Genomic DNA, 13,086 nt, shown 5'->3' on the forward strand with positions numbered 1-13,086 from the left:
GACGACCATGTCGCAGGCCATCAATTCAGCCCTGTTCGGCTGGTATCCCTACCTCTGCCTCACGGTGTTCCTCGTCGCCAGCCTCATCCGGTTCGACCGCGAGCAATACACCTGGAAGACCGGCTCCTCGCAGCTGCTGCGCAAGCGGCAATTGCGCTGGGGATCGAACCTCTTCCATGTGGGCATCCTCGTCATCTTCATCGGCCACGCCGGGGGCCTCCTCACCCCCATCTGGGTGTTCGATGCGCTGGGCATCTCGCATTCCTTCAAGCAGGGCCTCGCCATCACCGTGGGCGGCATCGCCGGGGTGATGTGCTTCATCGGCATCGCGCTCCTGGCCCACCGCCGGCTGTTCGATCCGCGCATCCGGGCCAATTCCAGCTTCGGCGACACCGCCATCCTGCTGCTGCTGTGGGTGCAGCTCACGCTCGGCCTCTCCACCATCTTCGTCTCGCTGCATCACATGGACGGGCACGAGATGGTGAAGTTCATGAACTGGGCGCAGGGCATCCTCACCCTCCAGCCGGCAGCGGCCGCCTATGTGGCGGACGTGAGCCCCATCTTCAAGGCGCACCTCGTGCTGGGCATGACGATCTTCCTCGTCTTCCCCTTCACCCGCCTCGTGCATGTGTGGAGCGCGCCGGTCTGGTATCTCGGCCGGCCCGGCTATCAGGTGGTGCGCTCGCGCCGGCCTGCCCGCAAGCCGGTCGCGATGCACCCGCAGCCGGCGACGGCGGCCGTGCGCCCCGCCGCCCGTCCTCTCAGCAATCCGGCGGAGTGAAAGCCATGGTCGAGATCGTCAGCCGCACCGCACCCCGCCCCGCCGGGCGCCGGCCGCAGGAACTCTCCGTGGACGGCGTCACCATCGCCCGCGCCGACATCGCCCGCGAGGCGCAGAACCATGCGGCGTCGGACCCCGCCGCCGCATGGCAGGCCGCATCCCATGCCCTCGTGGTGCGCCAGCTGCTCCTCGCCGAGGCCGACCGCCTCGGCATCGCCGCCGTGCCGGAGGAGGACGACGAGGACCGCCGCGAGACCGAGGAGGAGGCGGTCATCCGCGCCCTGCTCGAGCAAGAGGTGAAGGTGCCCACGGCGGACGAGGCCACCTGCCGGCGCTATTTCGCGCGCAACCCCGCCCTCTTCCGCACCGGCGACCTCTATGAGGTGGCGCACATCCTCATCGCCGCCGATCCGGCCGACGCGGACGCGCGGCAGGCGGCGCGGGAGCAGGCCGACGCCTTGCTCAAAGCCCTTCTCTCGGGCGCCGTGGCGTTCGAGACCGCGGCGCGCGAAACGTCCGCCTGCCCCTCCCGCGAGGTGGGCGGCAGCCTCGGCCAGATCGGCAAGGGCCAGACCGTGCCGGAGTTCGAGGCGGCGCTGGCGGCCATGGCGCCGGGCGCCATCCACCCCGTGCCGGTGGAGACGCGCTACGGCTTCCACATCGTGCGTCTTGCTCATCGGGTTGAGGGGCGAGACCTGCCGTTCGAGATGGTACGGGAGGCCATTGCCGGCCATCTGGAGCTGTCCTCCTGGCACGCCGCCATGCGCCAGTATGTAAGCCTGCTCATCGGCCGCGCCGACATTCGCGGCATCTCCATGGAAGGGGCGCAATCGCCCCTCGTGCAATAGGGGGCCGCCATGCTGCTCGGAAGCCTGCTGCGGCGCCTGCGCGATGAACGCTTTGCGCAGGAAACCCTCCTCGGCCTCGGCGATCTCTCCCTCGTCGCCCGCGCCGATGCGGCCGGGGCGCCCTATGGGGAGAGCGCGGCGGACTATGCCGCCTCCGCCTGCGCCCGCTTCGGCGATCAGGCGGGCGACGAGGACTGGCTGGCGCTGATGACCGCGCTGGAGCGCAGCACCGACCCCGCCGCCACCTGCCTCAGGACCATGACCGAATGGGCCCTGAAGGACGATGCGGCCGCCGCCCGCGAAGCCGAAGACGCAGGCCATGATGGCTGCGGCTGCGGCGGAGGTGGCGGCTGCGGGGGTGGAGGGCACGGTGGGGGCCACCATGGGCACGGCTGAGCGCCCCCGTCCGGACGGCATCCTCGACGAATTGTTCGACAACAATCTCGCCTGGGCGCGTGCCAAGACGGAAGAGGACCCCACCTTCTTCCGCCGCCTCGCCGAGCAGCAGGCACCGCGCTTCCTGTGGGTCGGCTGCTCCGACAGCCGGGTGCCGGCCAACGACGTGGTGGGGCTCGACCCCGGCGAGCTGTTCGTCCACCGCAACATCGCCAACGTCATCCACTCCAGCGACATGAACATGCTGGCAGTGCTGGAATTCGCCGTGGAAGTGCTGGGCGTGCGCCATGTCATCGTCTGCGGCCATTATGGCTGCGGCGGCGTGCGGCGCGCGCTGGAGAATGCCGCCGGCACCGGCGGCAGCGCGCTGGTGGACCACTGGCTCGCCCCCATCGTCGATCTCTATTGCCGCCACCGCCGGGACATCGCGGCGGCCGGCGATGCCGCCCGGCAGATCGACCGCATGTGCGAGCTGAACGTCGCCTTGCAGATGCGCCGCCTCGCCGCCACGCCGGTCATGAAATCCGCCTGGGCGCGCGGCCACCGCATCACCGTGCATGGCTGGATCTACGGCATCGGCGACGGCCTCCTGCGCGACCTCGGCACCACCATCTCCTCGCCCGAAGACTTCGCCGCTTTGCCCGCGCTCGACGCCCTCATCGCCGCCCCGGCCGAGCCCATGACCGCCGCCCGCCGGCACGCCATCGCCGCCTTCCTGGAGCTCGACGCGGAGGCCTTCCCCGAGCTTGCGGCCTGCGGTCGCGGCGCCTGTAGCTGCGGCGCCTTCCCCCCGCCATCCGCCCGCGCGGCGGAGGAGGCCTGACATGCCCACCCAGATCGCCCCCTGCCCTGTGCCGGCCTCTCCCTGCTCGCTCATCGACCTGTTCGGCCGCCGCATCACCTATCTGCGCCTCTCCGTGACCGACCGCTGCGATTTGCGCTGCGTCTATTGCATGGCGGAGGACATGACCTTCCTGCCGCGCAACGAGGTGCTCTCCATCGAGGAGCTGGACCGCCTCGCCACCGCTTTCATCCGCCAGGGCGTCACCAAGCTGCGCCTCACCGGCGGCGAGCCGCTGGTGAGGCGGGGCATCATGGACCTCGTCGCCTCCCTCTCCCGTCACCTCGCCTCCGGCGCGCTGAAGGAGCTGACGCTGACCACCAACGGCACCCAGCTCGCCCGCCACGCGGACGACCTCGCCCGCCTCGGGGTGCGGCGGGTGAATGTGTCCCTCGATACGCTGGATCCTGATACCTTTCGGCAGGTCACCCGGCGCGGATCGCTGGCCGTCGTGATGGACGGAATCCGTGCGGCGCTGAATGCCGGACTGACTGTGAAACTGAACGTGGTGGCACTCGCCAATTCCACACCCGGCAACGTGGTGAAACTCATCGAATTCGCGCACCGGCATGGCATGGACATCACCTTCATCGAGACCATGCCACTGGGCGACGTGGGGGTGGACCGGGTCGACCAATACCTGCCGCTCGACAAGCTCAGGGCCTTGATCGAGCAGCACTTTTCCCTCGTGGACACGCCGGAGCGCACCGGCGGCCCCGCCCGCTACGCCCGCGTCGCGGAAACCGGAGGCCGCATCGGCTTCATCACCCCCATGAGCCACTCCTTCTGCGAGAGCTGTAACCGTATCCGGGTAAGCGCGACGGGTGTTCTCTACACCTGCCTCGGTCAGGAAAATGCAGTGGATCTAAAGACTTGCCTGCGCACTGGCGGCGAGGCAGCGATGGTGGAGGCCATCGCCGAGGCCATCCGCGCGAAGCCCCGCGGGCACGATTTCGTCATCACCCGCGGCGGCACCCCGGCCCTGGCACGGCATATGTCAGCGCTGGGTGGCTGAGGTAAATTCTTTCTATATTTCAGGACTGTAGCCATGCGAACCGCCGCCACTTTCCGCGCCTTCACCGGCCTCGCCCTGCTGAGCCGGGGCTTCCGCCCCTTCTTCCTCGGCGCCGGCCTGTTCGCCCTCGTCGCCATCGCCGTCTGGCCGGCCGTATTCCTCGGCGAAGTCATTATCCCGACTGCATTTTCCGCTGTGGAATGGCACGCCCACGAGATGCTGTTCGGCTACGGCGCCGCCGTCATCGCCGGCTTCCTTCTCACCGCCATCCCCAACTGGACTGGCCGCCTGCCGGTGGCGGGAAATGCTCTCGGAAGCCTTGTCCTGCTTTGGTTTGCGGGCCGCGCCGCCGTGCTCGTCTCCGCCAAGATCGGCTGGGCCACGGCGGCGGGGATCGACGTGGCCTTCCTCGCCGTCTTCACGCTGGTGGTGGCGCGGGAGGTCACGGCGGGGAAAAACTGGCGCAATCTCAAAGTTATAGCTGTGGTGGGCTTGCTCGCCGGCGCCAATCTCGCCTTCCATCTGGAAGCCCATTTCACCGGCGATGCTGACCATGCGGGGCGGGCGGCTCTGGCACTGATCGTCTTCCTCATCCTCCTGTTCGGCGGCCGGGTGGTGCCGAGCTTCACCGGCAACTGGCTAGCCCGGCGACCGAATGAGCAACGGCCGGCGCCGTTCGACCGCTGGGATGCCTATGCCCTCGGCATTTCCGCGCTGGCGCTCATTGGCTGGATCGCCTTTCCCGACAAGGGCTTGACCGGCATCGCGCTGATCGCGGGCGGCCTTGCATCCCTGGCCCGGCTCGCCCGCTGGCGCGGCTGGCGGACCTTCGCCGACCCGCTGGTTCTGGTGCTGCACGGCGCCTTCCTGCTGGTGGCGCTGGGCTTCCTCGCGGCCGGAGCGACGGCGCTGGCGCCGGATCATGTGCCGCCCGCCGTCGGGCTCCACGTCTGGGCCATCGGCGGCATCGGCGGCATGACTTTGGCCATGATGACACGGGCGACCCTCGGCCATTCCGGCCAGGCGCTTGCCGCAACGCCCGGCACCGTCGCGGTCTATCTCCTTGTCGTTGCAGCACTTGTGGCGCGCGTGGCCATGGCTTGCCTCCCTCAATGGATGGCAACGCTCATGCTGGCCGCGGCCGCCTTCTGGTGCGCCGCGTTCACCGGCTTCGTCATCATCTACGGGCCAATGCTGGTACGACGGAGTTGAGGTCGGATGAAGCTTGGCCATACTCGGCAACCACGCATACGACTTTAGTCGCAAGAGTCAGAAAGGCGCTGGCCTTTACGGTGCGAGACGGTAGCCTCCCTGCAACGATCGATAACAAGGGAGCACGCCAATGCAGCGCCTGTCCGCCGCAGCCAAAGCCTTTCGACCCGCCCATCTCGCCGCAGCCGCCCTCTCCTGCGCGCTCGCCCTCGCCCCGGCCGCCGCACGGGCCGAGTTCGTCAACGTCCTCACCGGCGGGACGTCCGGTGTCTATTATCCGCTTGGCGTTGCGATCTCGAAGCTCATCGGCGAGAAGGTGCCGGGCACCCGCCCCTCGGTGCAGGCGACCAAGGCGTCGGTGGAGAATCTGAACCTCATCCAGCAGGGCAAGGGCGAAGTCGCATTCACCCTCGCGGACAGCCTCGCCGACGGCGCGGCCGGCAAGGAAGAGGCCGGCTTCAAGACCCCGCTCACCAAGGTGCGGGCGCTGGGCGGCATCTATCCCAACTACATCCAGATCGTGGCCTCCAAGGATTCCGGCATCAAGACCATCGCCGATCTCAAGGGCAAGCGCCTCTCCGTGGGCGCGCCCAAATCCGGCACGGAACTCAATGCCCGCGCCATTCTCAATGCGGCCGGCCTCAAGTATGAGGACCTCGGAAAGATCGAATACCTGCCCTTCGCCGAATCCGTGGAGCTGATGAAGAACCGCCAGCTCGACGCCACGCTGCAGTCCGCCGGCCTCGGCGTCGCCTCCATCAAGGATCTCGCGAACTCGGTGCCGATCGTGGTGGTGGAGGTGCCCGGCGCGGTGATCGACAAGATCGGCGCACCCTATCTCAAGACCACCATCCCGGCGGGTACGTATGAGGGCCAGAGCGCGGACGTGGCGACGGCCGCCGTGCCGAATTTCCTCGTCACCCGGTCCGATCTGAAGGACGATGAGGTCTACGCCATCACCAAGGCCATCTACGAAAACCTGCCGGAACTGGCCGCCGCCCATTCCGCAGCGAAGTCCATCACCCTCGCGAATGCCATGAAGGGTTCGCCGGTGGCGTTCCATCCGGGAGCCGAGAAGTTCTTCAAGGAAAAGGGCGTCACGCCCTGATCCGAGGGGCTAGACGCCCGCTCGATTGCCTTGCCGGCGGCGCGCTCCAGCGCCGCCGTTTCCCGTTCCAGACTGTGCCAGCCGCCCGCGAGCCCTGATCCATGACCTCCTCGCTCCACACCCCGCAGACCGCCCCGCCGGTGAGCCACGACGTGAACAATCCCGACCACGGCGCGCCCGTGGTGGTGGACGACGCGCTGCTCGACCTCACCTGGGGGCCGGGGACGTGGGGCCGCACGGTGTTCTGGATCGCGGTGGCCTTCTCCACCTTCCAGGTCATCACGGCGGCCTGGAGCCCGCTCGCCAGCCAGGTGGTGCGCTCGATCCATGTGGGCTTCCTGCTGCTCGTGGTGTTCGCCATCGCCGCCAACCACAAGACCGGCACCGAGCGCCTCGTGCTGTGGGGCCTCGGCATATTCTCCTTCGTCGTCGGGCTTTATCATTGGGTGTTCTACGCCGCGCTGATCCAGCGCGCGGGCGATCCCTCCACCCTGGACATCGTGGTCGGCAGCATTGCCGTGGCGCTGGTGTTCGAGGGTTCGCGCCGGCTCATGGGCGCTTCGCTGCCCATCATGTGCGGTGGCTTCATTCTCTACGGCCTGTTCGGCGAATACCTGCCCGCGCCCCTCGACCACCGCCCGTTCGACTATGTGCAGGTGGTGGACCAGATGTTCCTCGGCACCGAAGGCATCTACGGCACGCCCACCTACGTCTCCTCCTCCTTCATCTTCCTGTTCATCCTGTTCGGCGCCTTTCTCGAGCGCGCCGGGATGATCCAGCTGTTCAACGATCTCGCCATGGGCACGGTGGGCCACGCCAAGGGCGGCCCGGCCAAGGTGGCGGTGATCTCCTCGGCGCTGATGGGCACCATCAACGGCTCGGGCGTGGCCAACGTGGTCACCACGGGACAGTTCACCATCCCGCTCATGAAGCGCTTCGGCTACAAGCCGGCCTTCGCCGGCGCGGTGGAGGCCACCGCCTCCATGGGCGGGCAGATCATGCCGCCGGTGATGGGAGCGGTCGCCTTCATCATGGCTGAGACCATCGATGTCCCCTATGCCACCATCGCAACCGCGGCGGTGATCCCGGCCTTCCTCTATTTCTTCACCGTCTTCGCCATGGTGCATCTGGAGGCCGGCAAGGACGGCCTCTCCGGCCTGCCCAAGGACAAGTGCCCCAATGCATGGCTGGCGCTCAAGAACAACTGGTACCTCATCCTGCCGCTGGCGGCGCTGGTGTGGCTGCTGTTCTCCGGCTACACGCCGCTGTTCGCTGGCACGGTGGGTCTCGCGCTGACCGCCCTCATCGTGCTGGGCGCGCCGGTGGCCCGGTTGATCGGGCCTTACGGGCTGAGGGTAGTGTTCTGGATCGTGCTCGGCCTGTCGGCGGCGAGCTTCGTCGAATACGGCATCAACGGCGTCGCCACGGTCATCGCGGTGCTGGTGGCGATCCTGTTCTTCGTGAAGGGTGGGCGCGAGACGCTGCGCATCAGCATCGAGAGCATGGCGGACGGCGCCCGCAACGCGCTGCCCGTGGGCATCGCTTGCGCGCTGGTGGGCACAATGATCGGCGTGTTCACCCTGACCGGCGTCGCCACCACCTTCGCAACGTTCGTGGTGGAGGTGGGCAAGAACTCGCTGTTCCTGTCGCTGGTGCTGACCATGATCGCCTGCCTCATCCTCGGCATGGGGCTGCCCACCATCCCGAACTACATCATCACCGCCTCCATCGCCGGACCGGCGCTGCTGGCGCTCGGGGTGCCGCTCATAGTCTCCCACATGTTCGTCTTCTATTTCGGCATCATGGCCGACCTCACGCCGCCGGTGGCGCTGGCCGCCTTCGCGGCGGCGCCCATCGCGGGGGCGTCGGGGCAAACCATCGGCTGGATCGCGACGCGCATCGCGGTGGCGGGTTATGTGGTGCCGTTCATGGCGGTCTATGCTCCCGCGCTGATGCTGCAGAACGGCGATCCCATGGCCGATCTCATCGGCTTCTGGCCGGCGGTCGCCTATGTGTTCGTGAAGGCGATCGTCGCGATCATCCTGTGGGCCGCAACTGCCACCGGCTATCTGCTGGCGCCGCTCAACGTCATCGAGCGCATCATCGCCTTCGCCGCCGCGGCGCTGCTCATCCTCGCACTGCCCATGACCGACGAGATCGGCTTTGCCGCCTCTGCCGCCTTCATCGGCTGGCACTACTGGAAGAACCGGTCGCGTCCGGCCGTGGCCTAAGGGGTGGCCCTTGTCTGTTTGGCGACGGGCGCGACGGTGGTGCGCCTCGCCGCCGCCATCACCCTCGCCTGGACCCATTCGGTGCAGAAGAGCGCGTGGCAGGAAGACTGGCGCGCCACCTCCGACGGCCTCATGCTCGCCGAGGTGCGTGTCCAAGGCTCGGGCGCCGGCATGGAGCCGCCGGAGGGTGCCGTGCTGAAGGGCGGCTTCTACGTCGCCCATCCCACACTGGCGCCGCAGCGGGAGGTGATCCTGCGCCGCTCCGGCGCCACCGCGGACTGGCAGGTCTGCATTGCCGGCACCTGCCATTCCATGGCCGAACTGGTGCCGCCCGACGCTGATCCAGTAACTCTGACCATCTGCGAATAAGCCGCAGGCTGCCGGACGATCGGGCTGGACAGATATTTTCATCCGGGTATTTTCCTGCCCAAAGCAGGAGCCCTCCCGTGTCCCCCTCCCCCGCCAGACCATGCACCGCCTTTGCCGGAACGCGCCTCCTCCGGCGTGGTCCCCTCGCCGACGTGGCGCTGGCGGTGAAGGCGGCAACCGAGGCCGGAGAGAGCGTGCTCGTCTTCGACGATGCCACCGGGCGGCTCATCGATCTCGACCTGCGCGGCAGCGATCCCGAAATCCTCGCCCGCCTCGATGCCCCCTCCGCACCGGATGCCACCGAGCCCAAGGCCCCCGGCAAGGGCCGCGGCCGCCCGAAGCTGGGTGTTGTCGCACGCGAGGTGACGCTGCTGCCCCGGCACTGGGACTGGCTCGCCGCCCAGCCGAGCGGCGCCTCAGCGACCCTGCGCCGCCTGGTGGATGAGGCCCGGCGGCGGGGCGCACCGCAGCAGCAGCGGCGCTCCGCTCAGACCGCAGCCTATCATTTCATGCAGGCACTGGCCGGCGACCTGCCCGGCTACGAAGAGGCCACTCGCGCCCTGTTTGCCGATGACCGGGCGGGGCTGGAGCAGACGACAGCCGGCTGGCCGCCCGACGTGCGCGACCACGCCATCCACCTCGCCTTCGACGCGGTCAACGAGCCGGAGGCGGACTGACCCCCGCGCCAGTCACCACCCATCTGCGGCCCACACAGGAGGCCGACCGCCGAACGGCGACGCTGGGCGATTCGCGCCTGCTTTCCTTGATCGAGAAACTGCTGCCGGCCCGAACCGCGGAGGCATTAAAGCGACGGCAACCGGACAGGCGCAGTGTGGGGCAACCGCCGGAGCCGCCATGTCCGACCAGACCGCCCAAGAACCGCCCCAAGAGCCCCTTCCCGCCTACGCTCTCGCTGCGGCGACGCCTCAGGACCGGCCAGCCATGGCGCAATTGTGGGTGGAGACCTGGGCGAAGACGATGCCCGATATCGATTTTCCCGCACGCCTGCCTTGGCTGGAAAGCCATCTGGATAGCCTGGCCGCCGGCGGCGCGCTGATCCGCGTGGCGCGGGAGGGGCACGCGGACGGACCCGTCGCCGGCTTCGTCGTCATCCATCCCGGCACGGGCTATCTCGACCAGCTCGCAGTAGCGCCGCGCGCCTGGGGCAAGGGCGCGGCCGAGGCGCTCATGGCGGAGGCGCGCCGGCTCTCCCCTGCCCTCGTCGCCCTCGACGTGAACCAGGACAATCCACGCGCCGTGCGCTTCTACGAGAAGATGGGGCTCGCCATCGTCTCCGAAGGCGCCAACCCCATGTCCGGCCGCCTGACGTACCGGATGGAGTGGCGTGGCGCCTGAGGCCTACGCCGCCGCATGGAACTGAAGCTGGGCGAGGCGCGCGTAGAGGCCGCCCTTGGCGACCAGTTCCGCATGGGTGCCCTCGTCCACGATGCGACCGGCTTCCATCACCAGGATGCGGTCGGCCGACAGAACCGTGGAAAGGCGATGGGCGATGACCAAGGTGGTCCGCCCCTCCATCGACCGCTCCAGCGCCGTCTGCACCAGTGTCTCGCTTTCCGCATCGAGGGCGCTCGTCGCTTCGTCGAGCAGCAGGATGGGCGCGCCGCGCAGGATGGCGCGGGCGATGACGATGCGTTGCCGCTGGCCACCGGAAAGCATCACGCCGCGCTCGCCCACCATGGTGTCCCAGCCCTGCGGCAGCCGGGCGACGAATTCGTCCACCAGCGCTGCTCGGCCGGCCTCCTCAACCTCGGCGTCGGTGGCCTCGGGGCGGCCGAGGCGGATGTTAGCCCGCACGCTGTCGGCGAAGATGGCCACCTCTTGCGGCACCAGCGCCATCTGCCGCCGCACGGCGACGGGATCCGCCTCGCGGATATCGATGTCGTCGAGGAGGATGCGCCCGGCCTGCGGGTCGTAGAAGCGCTCCAGCAGCTGGAACACGGTGCTCTTGCCAGCCCCGGACGGGCCGACGAGGGCGACGCGCTCCCCGGGCCTGATGGAGAATGCAATGGCTGCGAGCGCCGATTGATCGGGCCGCGTGGGATAGGAGAAGGACACCTCGTCGAATCGGATGGCGCCGCTGACCCGCCCCGGCAGCGGCACCGGCCGGACCGGCGGGCGCACCTGAGGCTCGACCTTGAGCAGTTCGCCGATGCGCTCGGCAGCGCCGGCGGCGGCCGACATCTCGCCCCAGGTCTCGGAAAGGTTGCCAAGGGAGGCAGCAGCGAGCACCGCATAGAGCACGAACTGGCCCAGAGCGCCCGACGTCATGGTGCCGGCCAGCACCGACTGGGCACCCGCCCACAGCACCGCCACCACCGAGCCGAACACCAGAAAGATGGCGATGCCGGTGAGCCAGCCGCGCGCCTGGGTCGCCTGCCGGGCGGCACCGAAGGCCTCTTCCACAGCGCCGTCGAAACGCTGCCGCGCCACACCCTCGGCACTCGCCGCCTGCAGCGCGCGCATGCTGTTCAGCGCCTCGGCGGCATAGGCGGACGCATCGGCGAGGGTGTCCTGCGCCTGCCGGGTCAGACGGCGCACCTTGCGGCCTGAAGCCATCAACGGCAGCACGATGATGGGAATGGCCACCAGCACGAGGCCGGACAGGCGGGGGCTCGTCACAACCATCATCGCCACCGAGCCGATGCACATCATGAGATTGCGCAGGGCCGTAGAGGCGGAGGCGCCGACCGCGGACTTCAATTGCGTGGTGTCGGCGGTGAGGCGGGAGGTAAGCTCGCCCGAGCGGGCCGAATCGTAGAAGGCGCCATCCAGCGTCACGAGGCGGGCGAACACCGCCGTGCGCAGGTCCGAAACGATCCGCTCGCCGAGGGTGGTGACGAGGTAGTATCGGCAAGCGGACGCGAGCGCGAGCACTGCGGCCACCGCCACCAGCACGCCGAAATACTGGTCCACGAGCCCCGCATGGTCCTCGGCGAAGCCGAAATCGATCATGCGCCGCACGGCGATGGGCAGCGCGAGCGTGGCGAGCGCGGCGGCCAGCAGCGCACAGAGCGCCCCCGCCACCCGGCCGCGATACCGCTTCAGATAGGGTGCAAGGCCCGCCAGCGGCTTCAGGTCGCGTCTGCGCTTCTCAGCGGCGGCGCGGGTTTCGGGGCTGTCGACAGGGGCAGATGAGGTGTCGGCTTGTGTCAAGGCATCCACTCGGCTATAGACCCGCCACTTCCGTCAGGAACCGAAATTGACGCTGCCTCCCCCGGCGGGGCGGGCGTGGCGATAAAGGATTGAACCAATGAAGAGCGACATCCACCCCGATTACCACTTCATCAAGGTGGTGATGACGGACGGTTCCGAGTACACGACCCGGTCGACCTACGGCAAGGAGGGGGACACCCTCCAGCTCGACATCGATCCGCGCACCCATCCCGCGTGGACCGGCGGCAGCCAGCAGCTGATGGACCGCGGCGGCCGCGTGTCCCGCTTCAAGAACAAGTTCGGCGCGCTCCTCAAGGGCTGAGGCCGGAGGGGCCTTCAGGCCCCTCGTTGCCGCTGCGAAGCTGCGCGCCTCCGCCGCAGCGACGCAAGCGCACAACCGGTTCGCGCAAGGGGACCGGCTCAGGGAATGACGAGTTCAAGCCGCGGGCGGCCCTGCCGCCGTCGCGGCTTTTCGTTTTGGGGCGCGGCCGCCTGTGCCACCACGAGTCCGGCGCTGACCGCCTCGGCGAGGGCGACAAGTTCCAGCGCAGCGAGACGCGCGGCGGCCGGCAGGCGCCCGATCACGTTTGCGGGAAGGACCAGTTTCAGCGGCGCTGCCGCGGCCGCCATCTCGGCCCGGGAGATGCATCCATCTGCCCGGCTGAGCAGCAGCACAAGACCTGCCGCGATATCCGAGCGCAGGCGTGCGAGGGTTTCGCGGTCGGCTGCGGAGAGAGCAGACCCGGCGAGGCGTGTCTCAGCCGCGGCGAGGCGTTCGAAGCCTCGCGCGATCCCGTCTCTCTTGTCCCGCGCCTCGTCCACCGGCCGCTCCTGTGACTGGACCGGCATGAAGCGCAGCGCGGGCATCCCCGTAAAGGGGAACTGCATTGATCAGACTGGGGATATCGGGGGCTGGCCAAAGAAGAGCCGCCTTGCGGCGGCTCGCAGTCCGACAGGGAGAGTTGCCAGAAGTCCGGGGAGGATTTTTTCCGACGGACAACATCAGAATGCGCGCCGGATATTAACGCCGCGTTAATGCGAACCGGCTAGCCGCGCCCATTCCGCACTAAACGACCCGGCGCAAGCCCAAGGTCCAACTGCCTTTTCCGTC

The 13,086-nt window shown here is 68.5% G+C and carries 13 protein-coding genes and 1 pseudogene; 12 read left to right on the top strand and 2 right to left on the bottom strand.

Features of this window, described 5'->3' with window-relative positions:
• Positions 1 to 7: 7 nt before the first annotated feature.
• From narI to V5F74_RS16075, 11 genes and pseudogenes are all read left to right on the top strand, one after another.
• Complete coding sequence (gene narI, locus V5F74_RS16025) at positions 8 to 781, top strand: respiratory nitrate reductase subunit gamma (RefSeq protein WP_394009158.1); 774 nt, start codon at positions 8 to 10, stop codon at positions 779 to 781.
• Positions 782 to 786: 5 nt separating this feature from the next.
• A complete protein-coding gene (locus V5F74_RS16030) occupies positions 787 to 1,629 on the top strand; it encodes a peptidylprolyl isomerase (RefSeq protein ID WP_394009160.1) in 843 nt (280 codons plus the stop codon).
• Between the two features lie 9 nt (positions 1,630 to 1,638).
• Complete coding sequence (locus tag V5F74_RS16035; RefSeq protein WP_394009162.1) at positions 1,639 to 2,025, top strand: hypothetical protein; 387 nt, start codon at positions 1,639 to 1,641, stop codon at positions 2,023 to 2,025.
• Positions 2,012 to 2,671: pseudogene (locus V5F74_RS16040) on the top strand (carbonic anhydrase); the annotation flags it as partial. The gene V5F74_RS16035 and the pseudogene V5F74_RS16040, both read left to right, overlap by 14 nt.
• A gap of 178 nt (positions 2,672 to 2,849) precedes the next feature.
• Positions 2,850 to 3,881, top strand: a complete 1,032-nt coding sequence (gene moaA, locus V5F74_RS16045; RefSeq protein ID WP_394009164.1) for a GTP 3',8-cyclase MoaA — start codon at positions 2,850 to 2,852, stop codon at positions 3,879 to 3,881.
• 33 nt (positions 3,882 to 3,914) lie between these two features.
• Positions 3,915 to 5,093 (top strand): NnrS family protein, encoded by a 1,179-nt coding sequence (locus V5F74_RS16050; protein WP_394009166.1) that lies wholly within the window; start codon positions 3,915 to 3,917, stop codon positions 5,091 to 5,093.
• Positions 5,094 to 5,223: 130 nt separating this feature from the next.
• The gene (locus tag V5F74_RS16055; RefSeq protein ID WP_394009168.1) at positions 5,224 to 6,201 is read left to right on the top strand and encodes a TAXI family TRAP transporter solute-binding subunit; all 978 of its coding nucleotides are present in this window, start codon (positions 5,224 to 5,226) and stop codon (positions 6,199 to 6,201) included.
• 101 nt (positions 6,202 to 6,302) lie between these two features.
• Positions 6,303 to 8,432: a TRAP transporter permease gene (locus V5F74_RS16060; protein WP_394009170.1), complete on the top strand. Its 2,130-nt coding sequence runs from the start codon at positions 6,303 to 6,305 to the stop codon at positions 8,430 to 8,432.
• A 3-nt stretch (positions 8,433 to 8,435) separates the two neighbouring features.
• Positions 8,436 to 8,801, top strand: a complete 366-nt coding sequence (locus V5F74_RS16065) for a DUF1850 domain-containing protein (RefSeq protein ID WP_374252030.1) — start codon at positions 8,436 to 8,438, stop codon at positions 8,799 to 8,801.
• Between the two features lie 77 nt (positions 8,802 to 8,878).
• A complete protein-coding gene (locus V5F74_RS16070) occupies positions 8,879 to 9,478 on the top strand; it encodes a DUF2239 family protein (RefSeq protein ID WP_374252032.1) in 600 nt (199 codons plus the stop codon).
• 178 nt (positions 9,479 to 9,656) lie between these two features.
• Complete coding sequence (locus V5F74_RS16075; protein ID WP_394009173.1) at positions 9,657 to 10,157, top strand: GNAT family N-acetyltransferase; 501 nt, start codon at positions 9,657 to 9,659, stop codon at positions 10,155 to 10,157.
• A gap of 3 nt (positions 10,158 to 10,160) precedes the next feature.
• On the opposite strand, the gene V5F74_RS16080 is transcribed toward V5F74_RS16075, so the two are convergent.
• A complete protein-coding gene (locus tag V5F74_RS16080; protein ID WP_394009175.1) occupies positions 10,161 to 11,984 on the bottom strand; it encodes an ABC transporter transmembrane domain-containing protein in 1,824 nt (607 codons plus the stop codon).
• An 88-nt stretch (positions 11,985 to 12,072) separates the two neighbouring features.
• On the opposite strand from V5F74_RS16080, the gene rpmE reads away from it, so the two are divergent.
• The gene (gene rpmE, locus V5F74_RS16085) at positions 12,073 to 12,297 is read left to right on the top strand and encodes a 50S ribosomal protein L31 (protein WP_024277552.1); all 225 of its coding nucleotides are present in this window, start codon (positions 12,073 to 12,075) and stop codon (positions 12,295 to 12,297) included.
• Positions 12,298 to 12,395: 98 nt separating this feature from the next.
• Here rpmE and V5F74_RS16090 read toward each other — a convergent pair whose 3' ends face one another.
• Positions 12,396 to 12,797 carry a hypothetical protein gene (locus tag V5F74_RS16090; RefSeq protein WP_156026321.1) on the bottom strand — a complete coding sequence of 134 codons (402 nt, stop codon included), beginning with the start codon at positions 12,795 to 12,797 and terminating at the stop codon, positions 12,396 to 12,398.
• Positions 12,798 to 13,086: the final 289 nt, after the last annotated feature.

Source organism: Xanthobacter aminoxidans, from assembly GCF_043193615.1.
GTDB lineage: Bacteria > Pseudomonadota > Alphaproteobacteria > Rhizobiales > Xanthobacteraceae > Xanthobacter > Xanthobacter aminoxidans.

What these genes read in the sequence shown, in the direction of transcription:
- V5F74_RS16050 (WP_394009166.1), top strand. Translation starts at nt 3,915, where the DNA reads ATGCGAACCGCCGCCACTTTCCGCGCCTTCACCGGCCTCGCCCTGCTG.
- V5F74_RS16060 (WP_394009170.1), top strand. Translation starts at nt 6,303, where the DNA reads ATGACCTCCTCGCTCCACACCCCGCAGACCGCCCCGCCGGTGAGCCAC.
- rpmE (WP_024277552.1), top strand. Translation starts at nt 12,073, where the DNA reads ATGAAGAGCGACATCCACCCCGATTACCACTTCATCAAGGTGGTGATG.
- V5F74_RS16035 (WP_394009162.1), top strand. Translation starts at nt 1,639, where the DNA reads ATGCTGCTCGGAAGCCTGCTGCGGCGCCTGCGCGATGAACGCTTTGCG.
- moaA (WP_394009164.1), top strand. Translation starts at nt 2,850, where the DNA reads ATGCCCACCCAGATCGCCCCCTGCCCTGTGCCGGCCTCTCCCTGCTCG.
- V5F74_RS16075 (WP_394009173.1), top strand. Translation starts at nt 9,657, where the DNA reads ATGTCCGACCAGACCGCCCAAGAACCGCCCCAAGAGCCCCTTCCCGCC.
- narI (WP_394009158.1), top strand. Translation starts at nt 8, where the DNA reads ATGTCGCAGGCCATCAATTCAGCCCTGTTCGGCTGGTATCCCTACCTC.
- V5F74_RS16030 (WP_394009160.1), top strand. Translation starts at nt 787, where the DNA reads ATGGTCGAGATCGTCAGCCGCACCGCACCCCGCCCCGCCGGGCGCCGG.
- V5F74_RS16055 (WP_394009168.1), top strand. Translation starts at nt 5,224, where the DNA reads ATGCAGCGCCTGTCCGCCGCAGCCAAAGCCTTTCGACCCGCCCATCTC.